The 26,151-nt window shown below is 67.0% G+C and carries 18 protein-coding genes and 1 tRNA gene; 10 read left to right on the forward strand and 9 right to left on the reverse strand.

The window, feature by feature from the left end; translation table 11 throughout:
• The first annotated feature begins 51 nt into the window (after window positions 1–51).
• From AAFP30_RS26900 to AAFP30_RS26910, 3 genes are all read left to right on the forward strand, one after another.
• Window positions 52–906, forward strand: coding sequence for a DUF3105 domain-containing protein (locus tag AAFP30_RS26900; protein WP_419233124.1), 855 nt, complete (start codon window positions 52–54; stop codon window positions 904–906).
• A gap of 24 nt (window positions 907–930) precedes the next feature.
• The gene (locus AAFP30_RS26905) at window positions 931–1,743 is read left to right on the forward strand and encodes a DUF305 domain-containing protein (protein WP_419233125.1); all 813 of its coding nucleotides are present in this window, start codon (window positions 931–933) and stop codon (window positions 1,741–1,743) included.
• 119 nt (window positions 1,744–1,862) lie between these two features.
• Entirely contained in the window at window positions 1,863–2,501 is a 639-nt protein-coding gene (locus AAFP30_RS26910) for a hypothetical protein (protein WP_419233126.1), read from the forward strand.
• Window positions 2,502–2,517: 16 nt separating this feature from the next.
• On the opposite strand, the gene AAFP30_RS26915 is transcribed toward AAFP30_RS26910, so the two are convergent.
• The 7 genes from AAFP30_RS26915 to AAFP30_RS26945 form a co-directional block, all read right to left on the reverse strand.
• On the reverse strand, window positions 2,518–3,174 hold the full coding sequence (locus AAFP30_RS26915) for a hypothetical protein (protein ID WP_419233127.1): 657 nt from the start codon (window positions 3,172–3,174) through the stop codon (window positions 2,518–2,520).
• Between the two features lie 60 nt (window positions 3,175–3,234).
• Complete coding sequence (locus tag AAFP30_RS26920) at window positions 3,235–4,110, reverse strand: class II glutamine amidotransferase (RefSeq protein WP_419233128.1); 876 nt, start codon at window positions 4,108–4,110, stop codon at window positions 3,235–3,237.
• A gap of 89 nt (window positions 4,111–4,199) precedes the next feature.
• Window positions 4,200–4,272 (reverse strand) — tRNA-Arg (locus AAFP30_RS26925).
• A 56-nt stretch (window positions 4,273–4,328) separates the two neighbouring features.
• Window positions 4,329–7,295 (reverse strand): AAA family ATPase, encoded by a 2,967-nt coding sequence (locus AAFP30_RS26930; protein WP_419233129.1) that lies wholly within the window; start codon window positions 7,293–7,295, stop codon window positions 4,329–4,331.
• Complete coding sequence (locus AAFP30_RS26935) at window positions 7,292–8,491, reverse strand: exonuclease SbcCD subunit D (RefSeq protein ID WP_419233130.1); 1,200 nt, start codon at window positions 8,489–8,491, stop codon at window positions 7,292–7,294. Before AAFP30_RS26935 ends, AAFP30_RS26930 begins: the two co-directional genes overlap by 4 nt.
• Before the next feature lie 124 nt (window positions 8,492–8,615).
• The gene (locus AAFP30_RS26940; RefSeq protein WP_419233131.1) at window positions 8,616–10,127 is read right to left on the reverse strand and encodes an MFS transporter; all 1,512 of its coding nucleotides are present in this window, start codon (window positions 10,125–10,127) and stop codon (window positions 8,616–8,618) included.
• Window positions 10,124–10,768 carry a PadR family transcriptional regulator gene (locus tag AAFP30_RS26945; protein ID WP_419233132.1) on the reverse strand — a complete coding sequence of 215 codons (645 nt, stop codon included), beginning with the start codon at window positions 10,766–10,768 and terminating at the stop codon, window positions 10,124–10,126. Before AAFP30_RS26945 ends, AAFP30_RS26940 begins: the two co-directional genes overlap by 4 nt.
• A 97-nt stretch (window positions 10,769–10,865) precedes the next feature.
• Here AAFP30_RS26945 and AAFP30_RS26950 point away from each other — a divergent pair, with 97 nt between their 5' ends.
• The 5 genes from AAFP30_RS26950 (at window position 10,866) to AAFP30_RS26970 (ending at window position 21,832) form a co-directional block, all read left to right on the forward strand.
• Window positions 10,866–11,918 carry a glutathione S-transferase family protein gene (locus AAFP30_RS26950; protein WP_419233133.1) on the forward strand — a complete coding sequence of 351 codons (1,053 nt, stop codon included), beginning with the start codon at window positions 10,866–10,868 and terminating at the stop codon, window positions 11,916–11,918.
• Entirely contained in the window at window positions 11,911–12,681 is a 771-nt protein-coding gene (locus AAFP30_RS26955) for a hypothetical protein (protein ID WP_419233134.1), read from the forward strand. The genes AAFP30_RS26950 and AAFP30_RS26955 overlap by 8 nt, the downstream gene beginning before the upstream one ends.
• On the forward strand, window positions 12,678–16,526 hold the full coding sequence (locus AAFP30_RS26960; protein WP_419233135.1) for an ABC transporter ATP-binding protein: 3,849 nt from the start codon (window positions 12,678–12,680) through the stop codon (window positions 16,524–16,526). Before AAFP30_RS26955 ends, AAFP30_RS26960 begins: the two co-directional genes overlap by 4 nt.
• Before the next feature lie 257 nt (window positions 16,527–16,783).
• Window positions 16,784–20,596 carry a multifunctional oxoglutarate decarboxylase/oxoglutarate dehydrogenase thiamine pyrophosphate-binding subunit/dihydrolipoyllysine-residue succinyltransferase subunit gene (locus AAFP30_RS26965; RefSeq protein WP_419233136.1) on the forward strand — a complete coding sequence of 1,271 codons (3,813 nt, stop codon included), beginning with the start codon at window positions 16,784–16,786 and terminating at the stop codon, window positions 20,594–20,596.
• 345 nt (window positions 20,597–20,941) lie between these two features.
• Complete coding sequence (locus AAFP30_RS26970) at window positions 20,942–21,832, forward strand: hypothetical protein (protein ID WP_419233137.1); 891 nt, start codon at window positions 20,942–20,944, stop codon at window positions 21,830–21,832.
• 226 nt (window positions 21,833–22,058) lie between these two features.
• On the opposite strand, the gene AAFP30_RS26975 is transcribed toward AAFP30_RS26970, so the two are convergent.
• On the reverse strand, window positions 22,059–22,694 hold the full coding sequence (locus AAFP30_RS26975) for a TetR/AcrR family transcriptional regulator (RefSeq protein ID WP_419233138.1): 636 nt from the start codon (window positions 22,692–22,694) through the stop codon (window positions 22,059–22,061).
• 88 nt (window positions 22,695–22,782) lie between these two features.
• Between AAFP30_RS26975 and AAFP30_RS26980 the strand changes: the two genes are divergently transcribed.
• Both AAFP30_RS26980 and AAFP30_RS26985 read left to right on the forward strand, forming a co-directional pair.
• Window positions 22,783–24,321, forward strand: coding sequence for a flavin-containing monooxygenase (locus AAFP30_RS26980; RefSeq protein WP_419233139.1), 1,539 nt, complete (start codon window positions 22,783–22,785; stop codon window positions 24,319–24,321).
• Between the two features lie 32 nt (window positions 24,322–24,353).
• Window positions 24,354–25,184 (forward strand): SDR family NAD(P)-dependent oxidoreductase, encoded by an 831-nt coding sequence (locus AAFP30_RS26985; RefSeq protein ID WP_419233140.1) that lies wholly within the window; start codon window positions 24,354–24,356, stop codon window positions 25,182–25,184.
• Window positions 25,185–25,233: 49 nt separating this feature from the next.
• Here the strand turns inward: AAFP30_RS26985 and AAFP30_RS26990 are convergent, their stop codons facing one another.
• Window positions 25,234–26,109, reverse strand: coding sequence for a glycine betaine ABC transporter substrate-binding protein (locus AAFP30_RS26990; protein ID WP_419233141.1), 876 nt, complete (start codon window positions 26,107–26,109; stop codon window positions 25,234–25,236).
• Window positions 26,110–26,151 lie beyond the last annotated feature (42 nt).

Raw genomic sequence — 26,151 nt, forward strand, 5'->3', positions numbered from 1 at the left:
TGTGCTTCGCCGCGGGAATCGACCGGGGACGAAATCGAGCGAAAGTGAGCCATGGCAGGCAAAGGCGGGGCCAACGTGCCCAAGTCGGGTAAGCGTCCCACCCGGTCGGGGTCGGTGCCGAGTGCTTCCGGTCGGCACATCGACTGGACCGTCGTCGGGGCTGTTGTCCTGGTGCTGGTGCTGATCGGCGCACTTGTCTGGTACCTGCTGCCACGGTTCCTCGACCAGCGGGAAGCGGAGGGTCTGAAGCCGCAGACGGTCTCCGAGTTCGTCCCGTCCGCGCAGAACCCGGACCCGTCGACGACGATCCCCGGGGTCACCAAGATCTATTACAAGGCGGCGCAGCACGTCGGCGCCGACCAACGGGTTGCCTACGACCAGTCGCCGCCGTTCGGCGGCCCGCACGACGAGGTGTGGGCGACCTGCACCGGGATCGTCTACCCGAATCCGCTGCGGTCGGAGAACGCGGTGCACGCGCTCGAACACGGCGCGGTGTGGATCACCTACAACCCGGACACCATCAGCGACGACGACCTGGACAAGCTGAAGAAGAAGGTGACCGGCGAACAATTCATGTTCCTGTCGCCGTACCCCGGTCTCGATCATCCGATCTCCCTGCAGAGCTGGGGTCACCAACTCAAGCTCGACTCCGCCGACGACCCGCGGATCGACCAGTTCATCACCGCACTGCGCCGCAACACGACTCCCGGTGTGTACAAGGAGAATCCGTCCGAGGCCGCCTACCCCGAGACCCAGGCCGCATGTGCTGCCATCCCGGGCGCCTTCGATCCGAACAACCCGCCCAAGGCGGACGTCGGTCCACCCGGACCCGACGCGGTGAAGATGGACGGGTCGGGCGCCAAGGACGCGACCGACGAGACCATGCCGGCCGCCCCGACCGGATAACCCACCCAGACCGGATAGGACGACATGACCGAGCCGCAGGAAGAGCCAGCCGTTTCTCCCTCGACGGAGGTGTCCACACCGCCGGACACCTCCCGGCGGACGCTGCTCACCGCGTTGGGTGCCATCATCGCGCTGCTGGTCGGCGTGGGGCTCGGGTTGCTGATCGCGACGATGCTGCACAGCGACGACACCGCCGCCGCGGAGGATGTTCCGGCGGCCGATTCGGTGGCCGTCGGCTTCGCCCAGGACATGATCCGCCACCACGAGCAGGGTGTGGAGATGGCCGGGATCGAACTCGACCGCGGCACCGACCCGCAGGTGCGCAGCATGGCGTTCGACATCCTCACCGCGCAGAGCAACGAGATCGGGCAGATGCAGTCCTGGCTGACGCGCTGGGGCTACCCGCTCATCAACCCGAACCCGCCGATGCAGTGGATGGGTCACGATGCGTCGGATCATGGCAGCGCCTCGACCGACGACCACGACCATGCCGATCACGACATGAGCGCGATGCCGGGCATGTCGATGGCGCCGTCATCGACCCCCGCCACCGCCGATGGCGAGGTGCCGCCGATGCCGGGGATGGCGACGACCTCGGAGATGAATCGACTGCGCAGCCTGTCCGGCGCAGCGGCCGACACGTACTTCCTGCAGCTCATGCTGCGCCACCACCAGGGCGGCATCCCGATGATGGAGTACGCCATGGACCCGGCGAACGTCTCGGAGGATTACGTCCGCAATCTCGCGACCGGGATGAAGCAGACCCAGGACAAGGAGATCGCGATCATCACGCAGATGCTCGCGGCACGCGGCGCGCAGCCACTACCGATGAACTGACGGGTTTGGCTCCGCCGGGCGGGTCATTCAGCTGGGTGACGGATGCCCGTGTCGGCTAACCCCGGGCTCGTTCACGACGACAGCACTGGTGTCGGGGTCGATCCGTGAGGAGACTTATCGTGACCAGTCGTACCCCTGCGCTTGCCGGATGCTTCGGCGCGGCCGCCGCCATGTTGCTCTCCGCGTGTGGCACCGATTCGCCGGCGCGTCACGCCGCGCCCGCCACCGTCACCGAGCGGGTGATCGTGACCGACGAGTCGACGGCGTCGGTCCCGTCGTCGCACACGGAGACCTCCCCAGCCCCACTGCCCAGCACCTCCCCCGCCACGACTCTCCAACGGCCCGCACCCGATTCGGCGAGCGCAGTGTCACCGGCCCGCTTCACGAAGGCGCCCGGCGAGTACTACTTCGCCTCTCCATCGCGCAACGTCTACTGCGGATTCCGGCCGGCCAACGGCCCTGGCGACATGCTCGCCTTCGGGTGTCAGACGATGAAAAGCGTTGCCCCGGTGGACGGCCCGGTGTGCCGCAACACCGCCAACAACACGTACCTGGTGACCGTGCAGTGGGGCCGCATCGTGCACCGCTGCACATCGCAGGGCGTCTACATCCCGCAGGATCCGCAGATCCTGGCGTATGGCGAATCCGTGACGATCCGGGGCACCACGTGCGTGTCGTCGACCGACGGCGTCGCCTGCTGGCCGGGCGACCTGCCGGGTTTCCTGCTCTCGCGGGAGCGGAACGAGGTCCTCGGCTGACCCCGACCGTTTGTCGTCAGGTGCGGTCCCACCGCGGCAGCGAGATCGCCGAGGCAACCAAGAAACAGATGGCACCCACGAAGGTGCCGATGGTCGCCACGACCTCGTTCACCGTCTGGCCGGAGATGGTCACGAACGCGCCGACGGCCGAGAACCCGAAGGCGATGCAGCCGAGCAGATTGATCTGGGTGGCCCACCAATCGCGACGGCGCGGCGCCCACCACCATCGTGTCGCGGTCGCGAGGACCATTACCGCGAGCACGCCGCTCACCAGGAACGCCACCGACCCGGCTGCGTCCGGAGTCCAGACGCGACGCCGTTCGTCGGTGATGGTGTCGGCGTGCAGCGCCGCCGACGTACTCACGTTGAAGAGCAGGGTGCCGACGGATTGGGTTGCGGCCGAAAGCCATTCGGTACGGAAATGTCGGCGGCCGTCGACCTCCACGGTGGCGTTGCCACTCAGGGCGAGCTGGATCGTGCCTGCGGCGGTGAAAAACCAGGCTCCGATGAAGAAGCAGACGTTGGCGGCCGAGACCCCGGCCCAGTCGACGAATCCGGGTGCGGCGCCCAAGGCGAAGAGTGCCGAACCGATCATGAAGCCCCAGCACTGCTTCTCCAGCGTCGCCGAGAGGATCGGGTGGGGTCGGCCGAGGGTTGCCGCGTCTGCGTTCACGCCCTCATCCTCATACGTCGGCGCCGCGTCCGCGCGGCATCGAGGGTGCGTGTCCTTGATTCACGCCGGAGCAGGCGTGAAATCCGCGACCACAGGATCCTCGCCCGCCCGCATCGTCACACTCGACCAGTCGGGCACCTCAACCCACCGCTCCCGGCGGTACTCGAGTTCCAGCGGCTCGGAAACAAGGAGTCGTGCATCGTCGGGCAGAGTGATCCGCCCGCCGTCCGCTGCGTGTAACTCGGCCGGACCTTGCGAGTGGTAGAGCGTTCGCGATTCTCGATTGCTCGAGTACCGCACGGCGTAGATCGCATCGCCGTCCGAGGCGCACATCGTCGCGACAAACGGCGCCTCCACCTGGTATTCGACGCGCGCTCGTTCGATACGAGCGACCGTCCGCGCCAGCGCGGGTAACGGGTCGGCGTCGAGACCGTAGGTCAGCGCCAGGAAGAAGAACAGTTCGGTGTCGGCGTTACCGGCGATGTGTGGATAGAGCTCGGGATCGACGTCAAACGTCAGATCTCTTTTCAGCGTGGTGAACCCACCGATCTCACCGTTGTACTGGAACAACCAGCGGCCGTGCGCGAACGGGTGACAGTTCACGCGATCGACGGTCCCGCCGATGGCGGCCGCGCGGACATGCGCCAGGAATGTCCGCGCGCGGATCTGTTCTGCAAGGCGATGCAGGTTGTGGTCGCTCCAGGCCGGACGTTCCTCTCGATACTGGCCCGGGATCTCACGTTCGCCGTACCAGCCGATGCCGAAACCGTCGCCGTTGGTAGGCCACGCATGGTCACGGAACATCGTCGTCAGCGGTGAGCCGGGCAGATACAGCTGTCGGGCTTCGAAGCTTTGATCGACCAGGGAGTGCGACGGTCGAGTGAGCAAGTCCTCGAGCAGGATTGGCGATCCGGTGTAGGCCAGCCAGCGGCACATGGGATCACCGTACTGGAAGATTTCCCGTCCGCACCCGGCATCCGGCGAAAAGCCGCACACCGCCCGGAGTGCGGCAACAAATGTCACAGTGCCCCCGGCAGGATTCGAACCTGCGGCCTTCTGCTCCGGAGGCAGACGCTCTATCCCCTGAGCTACGGGGGCTCAACGGGCGAGAGTCAGCGTAGCGTACGGGTGCCGCCCGAACCCAATCGGGCACCTCACGGCGCGCCGACCGGCACCGACAGTCGAATCGTCGATCCGTTTTCGCCTCGTTGAACCTGCAGTTGGGCCGGAATTCGGGCGCGGAGTTCGTCGACGTGGCTGACCACGCCGACGACCCGTCCGCCCGTGCGCAGTTCGTCGAGCACGCCCATCACCAGATCGAGCGCCTCGGGGTCGAGGGTGCCGAATCCCTCGTCGATGAACATGGTGTCGAGCACACGCCCGCCCGATTCGGCAGCCACCACGTCCGAGAGACCCAGCGCTAGAGCGAGAGAGGCGAAGAAGGTTTCGCCGCCGGAGAGCGTGGTCGTCGAGCGGACGGCGCCGGTGTATTCGTCGCGGACCTCGATCTCCAATCCGCCGCGACGCCCGCGGGGTCCGGAGGCATCGGAATGGACGAACTCGTAGCGCCCCGAGGACATCTGGCGCAGCCGATCCGACGCGGCGACGAGAACCTCTTCGAGTCGGGCCGCCAGCACGTAGGAGTGCAGCGACATCCGACGTGAGTTCTGCCCACGACCGGCCATCAGATCGGCCAATCCGTTGATCTCGGCGTGCCGGGCCTGTACCGGTGCGAGCGCGTCGAGGGCCGCCGAGAATCCGGTCACGCATTCCTCGAGGCCACGTGCGTGATCTGCCGCGACCGCATACGCCTTGGTGGCATGGTCGCCGGCGCGTCGGGTGGCATCGAGGTGGGCCGACAGTTCGGTCATATTCACCGGTTCGAGACGCATCACGGCGGCCACGTCGTCGGCGGCCAAGGTCGACTCGGCAGCCGCCCGGGCCGTGGCGGCCTGCTCGATCAACTTCTCCCACTCGGCGATTCGCTTCGACGTCGCGATCGCCGCGCGGACCGCAGCGACGTCGTCGAATCCCGCGTCGGTGCAGCTGCCGGCCAGCCGCTCGGTCGCATCGTCGCGTCGCCGTCGAGCACGCACCAACTCGGTGCGCGCCTCGCGCATCCGCGCGGCCCGGGCACAGAGTTCGGTGAGCTCGGCGCGTCGTTCGGGAACTCCGATACGCCCGCCGGTGGCCTCGCTAACGTCGGCGTCCAACGCGGCGAGCGTCTCGGTGAGGGTCTGCTGCCGCTCGCGGAAACCGCTCTGATCGGCGTCGATCCGACCGCGTTCAGCGCGCCAGGCCTCGGCCTGCTCCTCGATCGACGCCAGCGCCTGCTCGAGTTCGGGAATGCGTTCCGCCGAACGCGTAGCCTGCGCCAATTCGTCGGTGACACAAACGAACTCGTTACCGATCTGATCTGCGGTGGCGTCGCCGACGATCTCGTCGAGATTGGTCCGACGCTCGGTCAGCGTCGCCACTGTGCCCGCCGCACGAGAGTGGTGCTCGCCGGCCTTCTGCGCCGCCTTCGCCGCGGCGGACTCCTGCGCCTCCCCCACTCGAGCGATGTCGGACACCGCCGGCGCAGGGTGCTCCACGGCACCGCACACCGTGCACGGCACGCCGTCGGCCAGTTCTCCGGCCAGTTCACCGGCCATGCCTGCGAGCCGACGTTCCCGGAGGTCGACGAGCGTCTCACGTGCGGCGACGTCGGCCGACCGGGCGTCGAGCAGTCCTTGCTCGGCCGCCCGCAACTGCTCGATCACCTCGGTCCGCGAGGTCAGCGCGGCGCTGACCTTCTCCAGACGCCGACGTTCGGTTGCCAACTGCGGCAACGATGCTCGTGCCGCCTGCGCCTGGGTGAGCGCGGTGGTCGCCGCGGTCCGTCGTTGCGGGAGATCCGCGAGTTCGCTCTCGAGGACCGCGACCCGTTGCTGCCCTCGTGTCATCTCCGTACTGATGCGTTCGAGGTCGCCGACGATGGACGCGCGCTTCGTGACCCGCTCGGCGAGCGGACCGAGTCGGCCGACTTCGGCGGTCCAGGCCGCAATGGCCGCATCCACTGCGTCGTCGTCGGCATCGGCCACCAGTCGCGCGCCGTCGTCGGTGGCCGACAGCGTGGATTCAGCTCGGGTGCAGACCTTTTCAGCCTTCTGCAGGTCGGCGGTCGCGGTGTCGAGATCGTCGAGGAGCGGGGCGATCGGTGCCGCGCGGCGTGCGCCGGCGAGCGCCGTGGCCGCGCGTTCGAGGTCCGCTGCACCGGCGGCCAGTTGCTCGAGCCGTTCGGCTGCCTCACACCCGCGACGGCGCAGGGCGGTGTGCTTCTCCCCCTCTGTGTGGGCGGCTCGCGCGGCGTCGAACGCGGCCGCCGCGGCGGCCGACTCGGCGCGGGTCCGGGCCTCGGTCGCGCGTGCCTCGTCGAGGCAGTCCTGTGCCCAGTCGAGGTCCGGATCGGCCGTTGCCGCCCCACCGAGAAGATTGATCTGCGCGATCAAGTTGTCGACGACGGCGGACTGAGTGGTCAGCGCATTCGCGCTCGTCCGCGCCCGCTCCCGGAACCAGTCCTCGACGCCGCCGAACCGCTGGGTGTCGAACAGCCTCTCCAGCAATCGTTCCCGGTCTTCGGACGTGGCCCGCAGGAACCTCGCGAACTCGCCTTGAGGCAGCAGCACCACCTGGAAGAACTGCTCGGCGCTCATCCCGAGGAGATCGGTCACGACGCCACCGATCTCTTGCAGTCGGGCCAGGTTGGGCCCAGAATTGTCAAGCCAGACAAGGGTTCCGCGGGCCTTGACGGTGGTGGTCCCGTCGCCGCGCTTCTTGGGCCGCTGGTGGTCCGGCGATCGGGTGATCCGCAGACGCCGTCCGTTGATGGTCGCCTCGAGTTCGACCTCGGGAACCCGCTCGGCGGGAGCATGATCGGAGTGCAGTCGACGATTGATGTCACGCGCGCCGGGCACCCGGCCGAACAGGGCGAACGCGACTCCGTCGAGCACGGTGGATTTTCCCGCGCCCGTCTGGCCGTGCAGCAGGAACAGGCCGTCGGCGGCCAACGCATCGAAGTCGATCTCGATGTCGTCGGGGAACGGCCCGAATGCGGTCAACCGCAGGCGGTGCAGTCTCATGCCGAGTCCGCAACCATCGACTGGATATCGAAGAGGGCCAGTTCGGTGTCGGCACCACCATCGGCTTCGGGTTCCCCGACCACCGCCCGCAGTGCGGCATCGACCAGCAACCGCTCACTCGACGACGGCCGGTCCCGGACGTCAGAGATGAAGGCGCAGACGATCTCATCGTCGGGGCGTCCGTGTACCCGCGCACGGTAGTCGACCGCGCCGATCGTCGCGGGCCGTTCCCATTGCACATGCACCGCGTGTGGAAATCGTTGCCGCAGACGGCGCATGGCGTCGACCGGACGGACGGCATCGGTGAGTGTCGCCTCCACGTAGTGGTCTTCGGCGGCGAGATGGACGTCGTCGGTGAGCAGATCGTCGAGGGTGCCGCGCAGCGACGACAATCCCCGTACCGGCGGCAGCTCCCGCTTCCGGACCTCGGCGAGCCCGTCGGCGTCGAGGTCGACGATCCACACCGACTTGTGATCGGAGCGCTCACCGAACGAGTACGGCAGTAATGACCCGCTGTACCGCACGGACTCACTGAGCTGTTGCGGCGAGTGCAAGTGCCCGAGGGCGACGTAATCGACTCCGGAGAAGACCTCGGCGCCAACGGTTTCCACGCCACCGACGGTGATCGACCGTTCCGACCCAGAAGCCAGTGCTCCGACGACGAAGGCGTGCGCGGCCACCACCGACCGCACGCCACGGTCGGTGACGTCCGCCCGCACCCGGTTCATCGCCGCAGTGAGGACCGCGGCGTGGCTGCGCGCCTCGTCGACGCCGAGTTCGGTTCGCGCCGTGTCGGGTTCGAGATACGGGAGACCGTAGATGGCGACCTCGCCGTGCTCGTCGGAGAGCAGCACCGGAGCGTCGATGGCCGCGATCGAGGTCCGCAGGTGCAGCCCGCCGGCCGCGGCGAAACCCGATCCCGCGCCGAGCCGCGTCGGCGAGTCGTGGTTACCCGAGGTGAGCACGATCTGCGCGCCGGCGGCCGCGATCGCGGCGAGCCCACGGTCGTAGACCGCGACGGCGTCGGCCGGCGGGACCGATCGGTCGTAGATGTCGCCCGCCACCACGACCACGTCGACGGATTCGTCGGCGACGATCGCGGCCAAGTCCGACAACGCCCGGGCTTGATCCGCGAGCAACTCGACACCGTGGAACGTTCGTCCCAGGTGCCAGTCGGAGGTGTGCAGGATTCGCATGAACAACACCGTACGAGGGGGGTCCGACAGACTGTGGGAGGCGACGCCGGTCGAGCATGCCACGACGCCGGTCTCCCTGGGGAAACCGGCGTCGTGGGGCGTCGTGAGGCGTCGTGAGAATCCGTCAGACGGTGTGCACCTGGCCGTCCGCGGTGGCATCGGCGGCAGGCACGGGTGCCGCCGGCCCGGCCTGATGTGCGGGCTTCACCAGGAACAGCGTGGCGACGACGCCGAACAGCAACGCCACGGCGGGCAGGAACAAGGTCTGCCCCATCGCGGTGGCGAAGCCGTCGCGGACGAACTCCGGCAACTGCTCGACGTGGCTACCCTGCTCCTGGCTAGCCATGCCCGGCAGCTCGGCGGCGAGTCGCGTCTGCATCAGCGCACCGACAGCCGCGGATCCGAGGACCGAACCGATCATTCTCGTGGTGTTGTACACACCGGCGCCGGCGCCGGCCTGCTGCCACGGGAGGTTACGGGTGGCCGTCGCGGCCAGCGGCGCCCAGATGCCGGCCGAGGCGACACCCATCAGCGACATCGGGATGATCAACTGCCACACCGGGGTCTCCGGCTGCGCGATCACGCCCAACCACGCCACCGAAATGGCCATCAACAGCAACGACGGCGCCAGGATCAGGCGCGGGTGCACCTTGTCGAGGACGCGACCGACGATGGGCGCCAGGATGCCGGTCAACACCGCCATCGGCACCATCACCAGCGCCGACCGCGTGGGCGACATGCCGCCGACCAACTGCAGGAAGAACATCGCGGGAATCATGATCCCGGACATCGCGAAGCCCATCGAGGCGATGCCGATGTTGGACAGGGAGAAGTTGCGGTCACGGAACAGCGACAACGGCACCAGCGGTTCGCGCTTGATCCGCGACTGCCAGAAGATGAACAGGCCGAGCAGGATCAGGCCGACGCCGATCAACGCCCAGATCCAGCCGTTCCAGTCGTACTTCTCGCCATCCTGGATACCGAAGACCAACGCGGACAGACCAACTGCCGAGAGCACCACACCCAGCCAGTCGAATTGGTGATCGTGGGTCTCGACGTCGGGCACGAGCATGTGCGCAAGAACAAGGCCGACGATGCCGACCGGCAGGTTGACGAAGAAGATCCACTCCCAGCCGAAGCTGTCGGTCAGGATGCCGCCGAGCAGCGGGCCGACGAGGGTGGCGACACCGGCAACGGTGCCCCACACGCCCATCGCGGCGCCGCGCTTCTCCGGCGGGAAGATCCGCGTGATCAGCGCCATCGTCTGCGGGGTGATCAGCGCGGCACCGACACCCTGCAGGGCACGCGCGGCGATCAGCATCCCGATGGTGGTCGAGAATCCGCACCACACGCTGGCGATGGTGAAGACGATCAGCCCCAGTTGGTAGACCTTCTTGGGACCGAACTTGTCGCCGAGGCGGCCGGTGATCAGCAGTGGTACGGCATAAGTCAGCAGATACGCGCTGGTGACCCAGACGATGCCGTTGACGTCGGTGTGGAGTGCGGCCTGGATCTGCGGCTGGGCCACGGCCACGATGGTCATGTCGACCAAGATCATGAAGAAGCCGACGCAGAGCGCCAGCAATGCGGCCCAGGGATTCTTGGTCACCTGGGCGGGAGATGTGCCTGTGGTCATCGGTCGTGTGCTTTCTGAAGTGCGGTTTCGGGGTTGCTCGTGGCGTACTTCGCGTGGAAGTCCGGATCGTCGAGCCAGTCGATGGTGGAGTTCTTGAGTCGGTCGACGAGGTCGTCGAGCCAGTCGATCTGCGTGCGCATGGTGGCGATTCGGCAGCCGGCGTCCAGATAGAACATCTCCGCCTGCCCCTGTGCCCTGGCCGCATCGGTGGCCTCGACGATCTCGGCGAGATCGGTCCGCATGGCATCAAGCCGCTCGCCGAGCAGGTCGATCACCCGCATACGTGGCAGGCCATGCGCTTCCGACAGCGCCAGGTACAGCTCGGGATACTCGACCGGATGCCGGGCGAGGATCTGTTCGAGACTGTCGCCGAGGGCTGTGCGACCCGCGTCGGTGATCGCGTAGACGGTGCGTTCGGGCCGATTACCCTCGCGCTGCACGTCGTACACCTCGATCAGTCCTTGCGACGCCAGCCGATCGACGGTGTGGTACATCGTGCCCGGCCGGAACTTGGCCAGGCGGTCCTCCCGTCGTTCAACGGTGGTCTGGAACATCTCGTAGGGATGCATGGGCCGCTCCGCGACGAGGCCGAGCACCAGCACCGCCAGCGGCGGCAATGATCCACAGTCCTTGGCTCCCATGACACCCTTCAATGGTCCGGTCCAAATATTCCACGTGGAATATACCTTGCCGAGCACTCTGCGCCAAGTGACAGTGTCGATCACTACTGTGGGGACCATGAGCACCGACGCCACCCCCGGCAGCGCACAGGAGCAGGGTGTCTACGTGATGTCCGGACAAGACTTCGTCCGCGACACCAAATACATCGAGACACGCATCACCCGCGACGGGCGCGACGGCTACCCCACCGAAGCCGGCCGATACCGCCTCGTCGCCGCCCGCGCCTGTCCGTGGGCCAACCGCACGATCATCGTCCGCCGCCTCCTCGGGCTCGAGGACGCCATCTCGATGGGGCTGTGCGGCCCCACCCATGACGCCGACTCGTGGACCTTCGATCTCGATCCCGGTGGCCTCGACCCGGTCCTGCAGATTCCGCGCCTCAAGGACGCCTACGAGAAGCGCTTCCCCGGCTACCCGAAGGGCATCACGGTGCCGGCGGTCGTCGACATCCCCACCGGCGAGGTGGTGACCAACAACTTCCCGCAGATCACCGTCGACTTCGAACTCGAGTGGACCGACTTCCACCGCGAGGGCGCGCCGGACCTCTACCCCGAACGACTTCGCGCGGAGATCGACGAGGTCAGTCACGGCATCTACACCGAGGTGAACAACGGCGTCTACCGATGCGGTTTCGCCGGCAGCCAGGACAGTTACGACAAGGCCTTCGATCGCCTGTTCACCAAACTCGACGAAGTCTCCGAACGGTTGTCGACGCAGCGCTACCTGGTGGGCGACACCATCACCGAGGCCGACGTGCGGCTGTTCACCACCCTGGTGCGGTTCGATCCGGTCTACCACGGGCACTTCAAGTGCAATCGGAGCAAACTGTCGGAGATGCGGGTGTTGTGGGCTTATGCGCGTGACCTGTTCCAAACCCCCGGCTTCGGCGACACCGTCGACTTCGCGCAGATCAAACGCCACTACTACGTGGTGCACAAAGACATCAATCCCACGCAGATCGTGCCGGTCGGGCCGGACCTGACCAACTGGCTCACCCCGCACCATCGCGAGGAACTCGGCGGCCGTCCGTTCGGTGACGGCACGCCGCCCGGACCACCCAAACCTGCCGAAGTCGTCCCCGCCGAGGATTGGGTGCCCAGCAATGGTTGACGTGTTCGGGCGCAAGTCCGCGGATTCCACACCCGCAGGCAAGGAACAGAAACCGCCGACCAAGGCCGTCGAGGTCACCGGCGGCCTCATCGACCGCGCTCAGCAACTGCAGGCACCGGCGGTCGCCAAATACGTGCAGAAGATGCGCGCCAAGTACCCCGACGACAGTCCTGCGCAGATCATTCGGCGCCTCGAGAAGCGCTACCTCACCACGGTCACCGGTTCCGGCGGTGCCGTCGGCGCGACCGCGTCGGTGCCGGGTGTGGGCACCGTGACCGCCCTCGGCGCGATGACCGCCGAGACCGCACTGTTCCTGGAGGCCTCGGCGCTGCTTGCCCTCTCCATCGCCGAGGTGCACGGCATCCCGGTACACGAGTCGGATCGACGCAAGGCGCTCGTGTTGGCGGTCGCCCTCGGTGAGGAGGGTGTGGTCGCGCTCGGCCGGTTGGTGGGTACCCGCGGCGGCGCTCTGCGACGCCTGGGCACCGCGACCATTCCCGGCGGACGCCTGAACTCGTTGAACACGAAGCTGGTCAACATGGTGGCCAAGAAATACGCACTCAAGCGCGCACCGCTACTGATCGGCAAGCTGATGCCTGCCGGGATCGGCGCCATGATCGGTGGCGTCGGTAACCGAGCGCTGGGCAAACGGGTGATCGCCAACGCACGCGTGGCCTTCGGACCGCCGCCGCCGCTGTGGACGATCGACGGTGAGGTGCTCGGCGAGGACATGCCGACGTTGCCGCGGCGACGGGGCCGGTGACGACCACGCTCCAGACCGACCCCGACAGCCGCACCACCCCCGGTTCCTCCACACCCGATACCGATCGCCCGCGCCGCTGGATTCGGCGATTGGCCGCCGAGTGCTGGCAGCACCGCGCGCTGGTGATCGTCACACTGACGGTGACCGGGATCGCCGTCGCGGTGGATCTCGTCGCTCCGCTGCTGGCGAAGGCGGCGATCGATCATGCGACGGGCGCGGTCGTCGGTGGGCCGTCGATCGCACTGATCGTCGGCGCACTGCTCACGTTGGCCGTCGTCCGCTACCTGTGCCAGTTCAGTCGACGACTGACCGCAGGTCGGCTCTCGATCAACGTGCAGAACGGGCTGCGACTGCGCCTGCTCGACACCCTGCTGCACCTCGACGGCAACGCGCAGAATCAGATCCGCACCGGACAGATCGTGTCCCGGTCCATCTCCGACCTGCAGATCGTGCAGGGCCTGCTGGCGATGGCCCCGCTGTCGGCGGGCGCCGCGGTGCAGGTGGTCATTGCGATCGGCATCATGGCTTTCCTGTCCCCGCTGCTGACGTGTATCGCGCTGCTCATCTTCCCGCTGGTGGCCATCGTCGTGTTCCGCACGCGCCGAAAGCTTTTCGCCGCAACCTGGTCGGCGCAACAAGCTGCCGCCGACGTCGCGCAGCACGTCGAGGAGACCGTCACCGGGGTCCGCGTCGTCAAGGGCTTCGGTCAGGAACGCCGCGCCGTCGACGAACTCGTCGGACTCGGCCGACGGCTCTACATGCTGCGACTACGCGCAGGCAAGCTCAACGCGAGGTTCGCGCCGACGATGGCCGCCATCCCCCAGTTGGGCATGGTCGCGGTGATCGCCGTCGGCGGCTGGCTGACCATGCACGGGCAGATCACCGCCGGTACCTTCCTCGCCTTCACCACCTACGTCGCGTCGATGACGGCGCTGGCCCGACTGCTGACAAACCTCATCGTGAGCGCCCAGCTGGCGCGCGCCGCGGTCGACCGCGTCTACGACGTCGTCGACCATCCACGGGACCCGGCCGAACACAACACGGCGGCGGTTCCCGATGGACCGCTCGGCCTGCGGCTGCGCGATGTGTCGTTCGGATTCGACGGGCGCGACGTGCTGCGCGGCATCGACCTGACCGTGCAGCCCGGGGAATGCGTGGCGGTCGTCGGACCACCCGGCTCCGGAAAATCCACCCTGGCCGACCTGGCCGGTCGCTACTACCGGCCGGATTCGGGTGTGGTGGAACTGCTGTCGTCCGCCGACGCATATCCGGTCGATCAGCTCGCACCCGACTCACTACACCGGGCGGTGTCGGTGGTGTTCGACGAGCCGTTCCTCTACTCCGACACCATTGCTGCCAACATCGCGCTCGGACCCGACTCCGCGGTGCCCTCCGGCGACGACCCGCGCCTGCTTGCAGCCGCGGCCGCCGCCGATGCCCTCGAGTTCATCGAGGATCTCCCCGACGGGTTCGACACCGTGGTCGGCGAACGCGGCCTCACCCTGTCAGGTGGGCAACGGCAGCGAGTCGCGTTGGCCCGCGCACTCTATGCGGAGTCCCGGGTGCTGGTCCTCGACGACGCGACCTCGGCCGTCGACGCCACCACCGAGGTGCGCATCCTGCGGCAGTTGCGCGACGAGCGCCGCACGATGCTGGTGCTGGCACATCGCCGCTCAACACTGACCCTCGCCGACCGGGTGGCCGTCCTCGAGGAGGGCCGCATCGTCGATGTCGGGACCGTCGCCGAGCTCGACGAACGCTGTGATCTGTTCCGGTCGTTGATGGCCTCGGCCGACCCCGCGGCGGCGGGTCGACGGCCCGCCGTCACCGCGCTGCCCGACGCCCCGTCGCTCGACACCCTGTGGCCGCCGGTCACCGACCTGCGTCCACCCGACGATCCGATGGCCGCGCGCCTCCCCACCCCGGCGGGCGGCGCCGGGCGGCCCCGCGGGCCGGGTGTCGGTGGCGCCACCGCACTGGGCTCGATGCCCGCAACCCCGGAACTGCTCGCGGCCGTCGATCGCCTGCCACCGGCCGACGAGGACCCGCGCGTCGACATCACGGCCGCGCGAGCGGAGAACCCGAATTTCTCCCTGCGCGGACTTCTCCGACCCGTCCGCTGGCTGCTCATCGTGACCATCGTCGCGATCTCCGTCGACACCCTGACCGGGTTGGTCTTCCCGACGCTGGCGCGGACGGTCATCGACGCGGCGGAACGGTTCGACGAGTCCACGCTGTGGACCGCCACCCTCGTCGGCGTGATCGTCGTGGTCATCGGCTGGGCCGCATCGGCAGCGATGACGCTCTACGCCACCCGCGCGGGCGAGCGCGTGCTCTACGGCCTGCGTGTCCGCAGTTATGCGCACCTGCAGCGCCTCGGCCTCGACTACTACGAGCGCGAACTCTCCGGCCGCATCATGACGCGGATGACCACCGACGTCGATGCGCTGTCGACCTTCCTGCAGACCGGGTTGTCCTCGGCGGTGGTCGCGGTGCTGACCCTCGTCGGTGTGTCGGTTGCGCTCATCCTCACCGACGCCGTGCTCGGCGCGCTGATCCTGCCGGTCTTCCCGGTGCTCATCATCGCGACGCTGGTGTTCCGGCGGATCTCGTCGCGCGCCTACACCCGATCGCGGGAACTCGTCAGCGTCGTCAACGCCGACTTCCAGGAGAACATCGCCGGCATCAAGACGACCCAGACCTACCGGCACACCGCTCCGGCAGCGGACCGCTTCACGCGCCGCACCCTGGACTGGGTGCGGGCGCGGATGACCTCGCAGCGGGCCATCTCGGTCTACTTCCCGTTCATCACCCTGATGTCGGATCTGGCGACCGCCGTGGCCATCGCCGTCGGCGCCCATCAGATCGGCCAGGGCTCGTTGTCCGCGGGCACGTTGGTGGCATTCGTGCTCTACCTGTCGATGCTGTTCGGTCCGGTGCAGCAGCTTTCGCAGGTCTTCGACGGATATCAGCAGGCCGTCGTCGGGTTGCGGCGCATCGCCGACCTGTTGCGCACGCCGAGTTCCCTGGTGCGTCGCGATCGCCTGGCCGACGTGCCCGTCTCCGGTTTCGACGGCCGCGCCGACCTCGAGGCCGTCACCTTCCGCTATTCGGGGGCCGAGCGCGACGCGCTGTCCGAGGTCGACCTGACAATCCCGCCGGGCACGTCCCTGGCGCTCGTCGGCAAGACCGGCGCGGGTAAGTCGACCATCGTCAAACTGCTCGCCCGGTTCTATGACCCCACCACCGGTGCGGTCCGCATCGACGACACCGACATCCGCGACTACGCACTCGACGACTACCGACATCGGCTCGGCGTCGTGCCGCAGGAGGCGCACCTGTTCACCGGCACTGTCGCCGACAACATCGCCTACGGGCGACCGGACGCCGACCGCCAGGCGATCGCCGACGCCGCCCGCGCGGTCGGGGCCTCGCGGATGATCGCCGGTTTGCCGGGCGGAATGAATCATCCGATCGGCGAGCGCGGGCAGGGTTTGTCGTCGGGCCAGCGGCAACTTGTCGCGCTGGCACGCGCCGAACTGGTCGATCCGGATCTGCTGTTGCTCGATGAGGCGACCGCGACTCTCGACCAGGCCACCGAGTCGCTGGTGCTCGCCGCCGGCGAGGCGGTGACCCGACGTCGGACGTCGGTCATCGTCGCGCATCGGCTCGCCACCGCCGCGCGCGCGGACCGGATCGCGGTGATCCACGACGGACGTGTGGTCGAGTTGGGAACACATCAGGAGTTGCTGGCGTTAGACAACCGGTACCGCGCGTTCTGGGACGCTGGTGTCGCGCCCGACGCAGACGGTATCGCCACCGCCGGAGATGGTGATCTCCGATGAGATCGGGGCCGGACAACGACGTCGGGTGAGATACGTCTCAGCGGGCCGTGAGATAGGACTCACGTAGGTAGCAAACCGTGAGGTCCGACGCACAGCACGTTCTTTACCCGCGTACCATCGGCAGGTGGTTCACGTCGGTCTTCACAAGGGACCAAAGGCGTGAGTTGGCGACCCGACACCAGAGGGAATTGAGGCGAGTAACCGCTGTGAGCAGTTCGATTTCGGATTTCGGACAAAATACGTGGCTGGTAGAGGAGATGTACCAGCAATACAAGGAGGATCCCGCATCGGTGGATCCGAGTTGGCACGAGTTCCTGGCCAACTACGACCCCGCGACGGGGTCGACCGCCAACGGGAACGGTTCCGAGCAGGCCGCCGCCGCCACCAGCGCCCCTGCCAAGACCTCACCCACCAAGTCCGAGGCCCCGAAGTCTGCGCCGGCCAAGGCCGCCGCCCAGCCCAGTAAGCCGGCCCAGTCCAGCAAACCCGCCGCCCCCGCGAAGTCCAGCAAGCAGGTCACCCTTGACCAGCAACCCGCGACGCCCACCCCCGCGCGTAAGTCCGGACCGGCCAAGGAGTCGGTGGCCACCAAGGCCGCATCCGGTCAGAGCAACGCCAGCCGCGACGGCTCGGCCCGCTCCCAGAACAAGCCGGCCCCGGCCACCCCGGCGGCCGGTGCTCCCTCCTCCTCCGAGGACGAGTCGAAGGTGCTGCGCGGCCCCGCCGCCGCCATCGTCAAGAACATGAACGCCTCGCTGGAGGTGCCCACCGCCACCAGCGTCCGGGCGATCCCGGTGAAGGCGATGATCGACAACCGCATCGTCGTCAACAACCACCTCGCGCGCACCCGCGGCGGCAAGATCAGCTTCACCCACATCCTCGGCTACGCCATCGTCCAGGCGATCAAGGCGTACCCGAACATGAACAACCACTTCGCCGAGGTCGACGGCAAGCCCAACGTCATCACCCCCGCGCACACCAACCTCGGTCTCGCGATCGACCTGGTCGGCAAGAACGGTCAGCGCTCGCTGGTCGTCGCCGGCATCAAGAACTGCGAGACGATGGGCTTCGCCGAGTTCTACGCGGCCTACCAGGACATCGTCCGCCGCGCCCGCGACGGCAAACTCGGCGCCGAGGACTTCGCCGGGGTCACCGTCTCGCTGACCAACCCGGGCACCATCGGCACCGTGCACTCGGTGCCGCGGCTGATGAAGGGTCAGGGCGCCATCATCGGCGCCGGCGCGATGGAGTACCCGGCCGAGTTCCAGGGCGCCAGCGACGAACAGATCGCCGAACTCGGCGTCGGCAAGCTGATGACGCTGACCTCCACCTACGACCACCGCGTCATCCAGGGTGCGGAGTCCGGCGACTTCCTGCGCACGATCCACGAACTGCTGCTCGACGACAAGTTCTACGACGAGATCTTCACCGCGTTCCACATCCCCTACGAGCCGATCCGCTGGCGCCGCGACATCCCCGCCGGCCTGGTCAACAAGAGCGCCCGGGTGCTGGAAATCATTGCGGCATACCGCAATCGCGGCCACTTGATGGCGGACATCGATCCGCTGATGATGGACAGCGACGCCCGCGCCAGCCATCCCGATCTCGACATCCTGACCTATGGGCTGACCCTGTGGGACCTCGACCGCACGTTCAACGTCGGCGGCTTCCAGGGCCAGGAGAAGATGACGCTGCGCGAGGTGCTGGCGATCCTGCGCGACGCCTACTGCCGCCACATCGGCGTCGAGTACACCCACATCATGGAGCCGGAGCAGCAGCGCTGGATTCAGGATCGCGTCGAGGTCAAGCACGTCAAGCCGCCGGTCGCCGAGCAGAAGTATGTGCTGTCCAAGCTCAACGCCGCGGAGGCCTTCGAGACCTTCCTGCAGACGAAATACGTTGGGCAGAAGCGGTTCTCGCTGGAGGGTGCGGAATCGGTCATCCCGATGATGGATTCGGTGATCGACCAGAGCGCCGAGCACAGCCTCGGCGAGGTCGTCATCGGCATGCCACACCGCGGTCGCCTCAACGTGCTGGCCAACATCGTCGGCAAGCCGTACTCGAAGATCTTCTCCGAGTTCGAGGGCAACCTGAATCCGTCGCAGGCCCACGGTTCGGGTGACGTGAAGTACCACCTCGGCGCCGAGGGCAAGTACTACCAGATGTTCGGCGACAACGAGATCACCGTCTCGCTCACCGCCAACCCCAGCCACCTCGAGGCCGTCGACCCGGTCCTCGAGGGCCTGGTGCGCGCCAAGCAGGATCTCCTCGACGACGACGGCCAGTTCTCCATCCTGCCGCTGATGCTGCACGGCGACGCCGCATTCGCTGGTCAGGGCGTGGTGGCCGAGACGCTGAACATGGCGATGCTGCCCGGCTACCGCACCGGCGGCACGGTGCACATCGTCGTCAACAACCAGGTCGGCTTCACCACCGCACCCGAGCACTCACGCTCCACCGAGTACTGCACCGACGTCGCCAAGATGATCGGTGCGCCGATCTTCCACGTCAACGGCGACGATCCCGAAGCGTGCGTGTGGGTCGCCAAACTCGCCGTCGACTACCGCGAGGCCTTCCACAAGGACGTCGTCATCGACCTCGTCTGCTTCCGCCGCCGCGGCCACAACGAGGGCGACGACCCGTCGATGACCCAGCCGGCGATGTACGACGTGATCGACACCAAGCGCGGTGTCCGCAAGTCCTACACCGAAGCACTGATCGGTCGTGGCGACATCTCGACCAAGGAGGCCGAGGACGCTCTCCGCGACTACCAGGGTCAGCTCGAGCGGGTGTTCAACGAGGTCAAGGAACTCGAGAAGTACCAGGCCGAGCCGAGCCCGTCGGTGGAGTCCGATCAGGTCATTCCCACCAAGCTGGTGACCGCGGTCGACAAGGACACCTTGGCGGCCATCGGTGACGCGTTCGTCAACGTGCCCGACGGTTTCACCCCGCATCCGCGCGTGAAGCCGGTCCTCAAGCGTCGGCACGAGATGGCGAGCGAAGGCGGAGTCGACTGGGCATTCGCTGAACTGCTGGCGTTCGGATCGCTCGTGATGGAGGGTCGTACCGTCCGGTTGTCCGGCCAGGATTCGCGTCGCGGCACGTTCACCCAGCGCCACTCGGTGCTCATCGACCGCGAGAACGGCTCGGAGTACACCCCGCTCAATCATCTGAAGCCACTGACCGGTGAGAACAACGACGGCCGCTTCATGGTGTACGACTCGCCGCTCTCGGAGTACGCCGTGGTCGGCTTCGAATACGGCTACTCGGTGGGCAACCCCGACGCGCTGGTGCTGTGGGAAGGCCAGTTCGGCGACTTCGTCAACGGCGCACAATCTGTGATCGACGAGTTCATCTCGTCCGGTGAGGCCAAGTGGGGGCAGCTGTCCGACGTCGTGCTGCTGCTGCCGCACGGGCACGAGGGCCAGGGCCCCGACCACACCTCGGGTCGTATCGAGCGATTCCTGCAGCTGTGCGCCGAGGGCAACATGACCGTCTCGGTGCCCTCGACGCCGGCCAGCTACTTCCATCTGCTGCGCCGTCACGTGCTCGACGGGATCAGCCGCCCGCTGATCGTCTTCACCCCGAAGTCGATGCTGCGCAACAAGCTTGCGGTCTCGCCCGTCGAGGACTTCACCGACGACAAGTTCCGCTCGGTCATCGACGATCCGCACTTCGCAAAGGGCGACGCCGACCGCAGCAAGGTCAAGCGCGTGCTCCTGGTAAGCGGCAAGCTCTACTACGAGCTCGCCACTCGCCGCGAGAAGGAGAACCGCGACGACGTCGCCATCGTCCGGATCGAACAGCTGTTCCCGGTGCCGCACCGTCGTCTGCGCAACACCCTCGAGCAGTACTCGAACGCGACGGACTTCGTGTGGGTTCAGGAAGAGCCGGCCAACCAGGGTCCGTGGCCGTTCCTCGGCCTGTGGCTGCCCGAGGTGCTGCCGGATGTCCTGTCCGGGCTGCGGCGCATCTCGCGTCGTCCGATGTCGGCACCGTCGTCGGGCTCGAGCAAGGTCCACGCGGTGGAGCAGCAGGAGATCCTCGACGGAGCTTTTGAGGAGATCTGAGTTCTTCTGTCAGTACGGTTTTCGAACGGCGGGGACCCACAGGGTGCCCGCCGTTCGGCATCTCCCTGGGCACCCCCCACCCACAGCAACCAAATCCTCGCCCACAGCAACCACTTCCCCGCCCACAGCAACCACTTCCCCGCCCACAGCAACCAGATCCTCGCCCACAGCAACCACTTCCCTGCCGACAGCAACAACTTCCCCGTCGACAGCAACCACTTTCGCGCCCACAGCAACCAGATCCTCGCCCACAGCAACCGCCTCACAGCACTCGACAGTCTCCCGCCTACCCAGATCCCCACGACCCGATGGATCCGATCGGTGTTGTGATGCGTCCAAAGAAGTATGCGAACATCCACCGCACTGGTCGACAAGCGTCTCCTCCGACGACAAGAGGCGCTCGAGCGCAGCGGCATGACGGCGGAGGCTTTCGATGCCGAGTTCACTCGTCTCCACGGAGACCTCTACCTGCCTCGCTCGACGATCCTCACCCCGGAAGAACGGATTCGCGAGGCGTTCGAGAATGGTCCGCCAGGCTCCGTCGTCGGCGGTACCGGCGCGGCCGTCCTACACGGAACATATTGGTATGAACGGGATTTCAACGTCGAGCTAGTTCGAGGACCCGAGGCGGGTAACCGCGGGGTGCGGGGGCGTCGGGTCCGGCGGACCGACTTGAAACCCGACGACGTCACCGAACTCAACGGTATCCCCCTGACCGTCGTCACCCGGACGGCATTCGACCTGGGACGACGCGGAACGGAATGGCAAGCACTCGGCTCACTCGACTCGCTGAACCGGGCAACGGGCTTCTGCCCCGACACCGTCGCCGAGTACGCGGCCGAGTTCAACGGGTACCGCGGTGTACGACAACTTCGCTACTTGCTTCCCCTCATCGATCCGGGCGCCGAGTCCCTGCGCGAGAGTTGGGTACGCCTGCTGATCATCAAGGCCGGGCTACCGCGGCCGCAAACCCAGATCGAGGTCGCCGACGACTACGGATCAGTGTTCGCCCGTATCGATCTCGGCTACGAGGAACATCGCGTCGGGATCGAATACGACGGCGAACCATACCACTCGACGGAGAATCAGAAGGCGCGAGATGCCGCGCGCGACGAGCATCTCAAGGATCTGGAGTGGATCATGGTTCACGTCGACAAACACCGCCTGCGCACCGACCCGTGGGGAATCATCGAGGAAACCGAGACAGCCCTACGGCGGCGCGGTGGATATTTCTGATGCTGGGATAGCGCCCGGGGGTTGCTGTGGGCGCGAAAGTGGTTGCTGTGGGCGCGAAAGTGGTTGCTGTGAGCGCAGAAGCGGTTGCTGTGGGCGCGAAAGTGGTTGCTGTGAGCGCAGAAGCGGTTGCTGTGAGCGCGGAAGTGGTTGCTGTCGACGAGGAAGTGGTTGCTGTCGACGAAGAAGTGGTTGCTGTCGGCGCGGAAGTGGTTGCTGTGGGTGGGGCCTATGTGGGGGTGGCGGGGACCGCCGAGGCCAGGGCGGGGAGGGCGGCGGTGATGAGGGCGAGCAACTGCTCACGGGTGATGACGGGATCGGTGAGCCAGCTGATGGTGGTCTCCTCGACGAACGAGATCCACCCATAGACGGTCACCTCGACGACGGGGGTGACCGCGATCCCCAACTCGGGGGCGTGGGCGAGGACGCGCGCGGCCATCGCGGCGCGAGTGTCGTCGAAGATCTCCCGCATCGCGGCGTCGGCGCTCGACGATCCGCGCATGAAGGCGGTGTAGGCCGTGCGGTTGTCGCTGACGTAATCGACGAACGCCGACATCGAGCCCGACAGCATCAGCAGCGGATCACCCAACGACGGATCCGGTTCGGTGCAGGCAAGCATCTCGGTGGCCTGGGCCCGGGCGATGGCGACGTGGAAGTCCTGCTTGGACTCGAAGTAGTGAAAGAGCAGCGCCCGGGACACCCCGGCCGCCTCAGCAATCGCATCGATCGTGACCTGTTCGAGCGGCCGATCCCCCACCATCGTCAGCCCGAGGCCGATGAACTGGTCGCGCCGGGCCTCGGGTGACATGCGGGTGCGCTTGGCGCTACGCACCGAACTCGGCACCGACACTGCCAGGCCTCCCATCGTCGCTGTTCAGTCCACCGTAGTGCGCTATTGACCAAAGTTCAACAACCTATTGACGGTCGTTCAGTAGGACTCTATGGTGGTGACCATGACAACGAACGATGTACAGATCGCGATCATCGGGGCCGGGTTCTCCGGCTTGGGCGCAGCCATCAAGCTCACGCAGAACGGCTTCGACGACTTCGTCATCCTCGATCGCGGCACCGACTTCGGCGGCACCTGGCGCGACAACACCTACCCCGGCGCGGCCTGCGATGTGCCGTCGCGCCTCTACTCGTACTCGTTCGCGCAGAATCCGAGCTGGTCGCGCACCTACTCCCATCAGCCGGAGATCCACCGCTACATCAACGGCGTCGCCGACCGGTACGCGATCGGCGAGAAGACGCGGTGGCGCACCGAGGTGACCCAGGCCCGATGGGACGAGGCAACCCGGCAGTGGACCCTGGACACCGAGCGCGACGGGGTGACCACGCAGGTGCGGGCACGATTCCTCGTCGGCGCCGTCGGTCCCCTGTGCGAGCCCAACCTGCCCGACATCGAGGGCTTCGACACGTTCGGCGGCACCATCGTGCACTCGGCACGCTGGGACAACGACAACGACTACACCGGCAAGCGCGTCGCGGTGATCGGCACCGGCGCCTCGGCCATCCAGGTGGTACCCGAACTCGCCAAGACCGTCGCGCACCTCGACGTGTACCAACGAACCGCTCCGTGGATCGTGCCTCGCACCGAGCGGGCCTACTCGGGCGCGGAGAAGTGGGCGTTCGCCAAGGTCCCCGGATTCCAGAACGCGATGCGCGGCGTCGTCTACGGCCTCAACGAGGCCACCGCGTTCGGATTGACCTACTCGCCGTCGGCCCTCAAGCCGGTCGAGCTGATCTGCCGCGGCAACATCGCCCGCAGCATCCGCTCGGCCGAGCTGCGCACGAAGGTCACGCCCTCCTTCCAGGTCGGCTGCAAGCGCATCCTGCGGTCCAACGACTGGTACCCGGCGATCGCCCGGCGCAACGTCGACCTGATCACCGACCCGATCGCGTCGATCTCGCCGACCGGGATCGTGACCTCCGACGGCGTCACTCACGACGTCGACGTGATCGTCGTCGCCACCGGCTTCCACGTCACCGATTCGCCGGTGTTCGACAAGATCATCGGCGTCGACGGCCGTAGCCTTGCCGGGGTGTGGGACGAGATCGGCATGCAGGGCTACAAGGGATCGTTCATCAACGGGTTCCCGAACATGATGCTGATGGTCGGGCCGTCGACCGGTCTGGGTCACACGTCGATGGTCTACATGATCGAGTCGCAGCTGAACTATCTGGTCGACTTCGTGAAAACCGCACGCGCCCAGGACCTCACGCGGGTCGAGGTCCGGCTCGACGCCCAGCGGGCCTACAACGCCGACATCCAGCACGAGATGCGCAACAGCGTGTGGGTCAACGGCGGCTGCGCCTCCTGGTACGCCGACAAACACGGCAACATCACCACCCTGTGGCCGGGCTTCACCTTCAACTTCCGAAAGATCACCCGCCGCTTCGACATCGCTGCCTACGATGTCCTCCGACGCACCACCAGTTCGACACCCGCAACGACGGCCCAAGCAACCGAAACCGTCTCGGTCACCGCCTGATTCGCCACCCGAGAAAACAAAGGACAGTGCACATGAAAGACTTTCGCGACAAGGTCGTCGTCATCACCGGCGCCGGCTCCGGTATGGGCCGCGACCTCGCCGTCAAGATCGGCCGCATGGGCGCCAAGCTGGCCATCTCCGATCTGAACCCCGACGGCCTGGCCCTCACCGAGAAACTGGTGGCCGAGACCGGCGCACCGGTACACGCGCAGATCCTCAACGTGGCCGAACGCGAGGCGGTGCTCGCCTACGCGGAAACCGTTGTGGCGCACTACGGAACCGTGAACGTGATCTTCAACAATGCCGGCATCGCGCACCACGGCGACATCGAGCACATGGAGTTCAAGGACATCGAGCGCGTGATGGACGTCGACTACTGGGGTGTGGTCAACGGCACCAAGGCATTTCTGCCGCACATCATCGCCTCCGGCGACGGGCACATCGTCAACACCTCGTCGCTGTTCGGCCTGCTCGCCGAACCCGGTCAGGCGGCCTACAATTCGGCGAAGTTCGCCGTGCGCGGGTTCACCGAGGCGCTCAACCAGGAGATGATCGTCGCGAAGCACCCGGTCAAGGTGACCTGTGTGCACCCCGGCGGCATCAAGACCGCCATCGCCCGCAACGCCACCGCGTCCGGCGACAACGATCAGCAGAAGTCTGCGGAATTCTTCGACCGCTATCTCGCCCGGATGAGTTCGGAGGACGCGGCCGACGTCATCATCGGCGGTGTCCGGAAGAATCGAGCGCGGGTGCTCGTCGGCACCGACGCGAAGCTCCTCGACCTGTGGGTGCGCATCGTCGCCTCCGGCTATCAGGGCATCGTGGCGCGCGTGACGGGCTGGGCACTGTCCAAGGCACGGTAACGCCAACCTCGCGGCACGGTAGGGCAAACCCCGTGGTGCGGCTAGCCGTTCACAGTCCGTGTTCGGCCAGCCACCCATTCGCCAGGTCGGCGGGTTTCGCGCCGGTGATGGCGCGCCGGGTCAACGTGGCGAGGTCGGCGGTGGTGAGTTCGCCGGCGACCTTGTTCACCGTTTTCACCTCGTCCCGGGAAAACGCGGCGTCGCGGTAGATCGGCACCAGATCCTGCGCCCGCGTACCGGCGACGGCGACGGTCCGGATCTCCCCCGCGCCACCCGCATCGTCGCCGGCCACGTCGAGCGGCGTCAGGATACCGACGGCGGTGCCCGCCGCAACCCGCGACAGGACGTCGGCCGTCGACGAAACCGTCTGCACCGCACCGAATCGGCAGCCGGCCGCGGAGGTCGCGCCGATTGTGGCGGCATCGGGACTGCCGGTCACCACGACCGGGAGCCCGGCGGGCAGCCGACCACAGTCGGCGAGGTCGGTCACCTGCGCATGCTCCGCCGTCCGGGTGGCCACGAACACATGCGGCTGCGCCGATACCATCGTCGGATCTCCCACCGAAACCCCCTGTGGCAGAGCCTTGTTCAACTCCTTATAGACCTCATCGGAGCTCACCGGGGTGGCCTGCGGCGCCAGTTCCGCAAGCAATCGGCCACTGAAGGCGGGGAACAGATCCACGGTCGCGGTGTCCATCTCATCGAGCAGCGTCCGGTCGTCGCCGGTGCGAACCTCCGACGACACCGCGCTCCCGGCGTTCCGTAGCGCTCCGGCATAGATCTGGGCCATCACCTGCATCGTCGGGGTGTCGGCCGCCCCCATCACCAGCGCATGGTCCTCGGCGGCCGTCGACTCCGAGCAACCGGTCACCACCGCGGCCACCGCCATCACCAGCAGCATCGCCACCCTCGCCCGTGTGATCACCCGACCCACGATAGGTCATCGCAGATCACCCGCGCCCCACCC

The sequence above is a fragment of the Gordonia sp. CPCC 205515 genome (assembly GCF_048537925.1).
Lineage (GTDB): Bacteria > Actinomycetota > Actinomycetes > Mycobacteriales > Mycobacteriaceae > Gordonia.

What these genes read in the sequence shown, in the direction of transcription:
- AAFP30_RS26975 (WP_419233138.1), bottom strand. Translation starts at nt 22,694, where the DNA reads ATGGGAGGCCTGGCAGTGTCGGTGCCGAGTTCGGTGCGTAGCGCCAAG.
- AAFP30_RS26940 (WP_419233131.1), bottom strand. Translation starts at nt 10,127, where the DNA reads ATGACCACAGGCACATCTCCCGCCCAGGTGACCAAGAATCCCTGGGCC.
- AAFP30_RS26930 (WP_419233129.1), bottom strand. Translation starts at nt 7,295, where the DNA reads ATGAGACTGCACCGCCTGCGGTTGACCGCATTCGGGCCGTTCCCCGAC.
- AAFP30_RS26965 (WP_419233136.1), top strand. Translation starts at nt 16,784, where the DNA reads ATGTACCAGCAATACAAGGAGGATCCCGCATCGGTGGATCCGAGTTGG.
- AAFP30_RS26920 (WP_419233128.1), bottom strand. Translation starts at nt 4,110, where the DNA reads ATGTGCCGCTGGCTGGCCTACACCGGATCGCCAATCCTGCTCGAGGAC.
- AAFP30_RS26980 (WP_419233139.1), top strand. Translation starts at nt 22,783, where the DNA reads ATGACAACGAACGATGTACAGATCGCGATCATCGGGGCCGGGTTCTCC.
- AAFP30_RS26970 (WP_419233137.1), top strand. Translation starts at nt 20,942, where the DNA reads ATGCGAACATCCACCGCACTGGTCGACAAGCGTCTCCTCCGACGACAA.
- AAFP30_RS26905 (WP_419233125.1), top strand. Translation starts at nt 931, where the DNA reads ATGACCGAGCCGCAGGAAGAGCCAGCCGTTTCTCCCTCGACGGAGGTG.
- AAFP30_RS26935 (WP_419233130.1), bottom strand. Translation starts at nt 8,491, where the DNA reads ATGCGAATCCTGCACACCTCCGACTGGCACCTGGGACGAACGTTCCAC.
- AAFP30_RS26985 (WP_419233140.1), top strand. Translation starts at nt 24,354, where the DNA reads ATGAAAGACTTTCGCGACAAGGTCGTCGTCATCACCGGCGCCGGCTCC.
- AAFP30_RS26945 (WP_419233132.1), bottom strand. Translation starts at nt 10,768, where the DNA reads ATGGGAGCCAAGGACTGTGGATCATTGCCGCCGCTGGCGGTGCTGGTG.
- AAFP30_RS26955 (WP_419233134.1), top strand. Translation starts at nt 11,911, where the DNA reads ATGGTTGACGTGTTCGGGCGCAAGTCCGCGGATTCCACACCCGCAGGC.
- AAFP30_RS26900 (WP_419233124.1), top strand. Translation starts at nt 52, where the DNA reads ATGGCAGGCAAAGGCGGGGCCAACGTGCCCAAGTCGGGTAAGCGTCCC.
- AAFP30_RS26950 (WP_419233133.1), top strand. Translation starts at nt 10,866, where the DNA reads ATGAGCACCGACGCCACCCCCGGCAGCGCACAGGAGCAGGGTGTCTAC.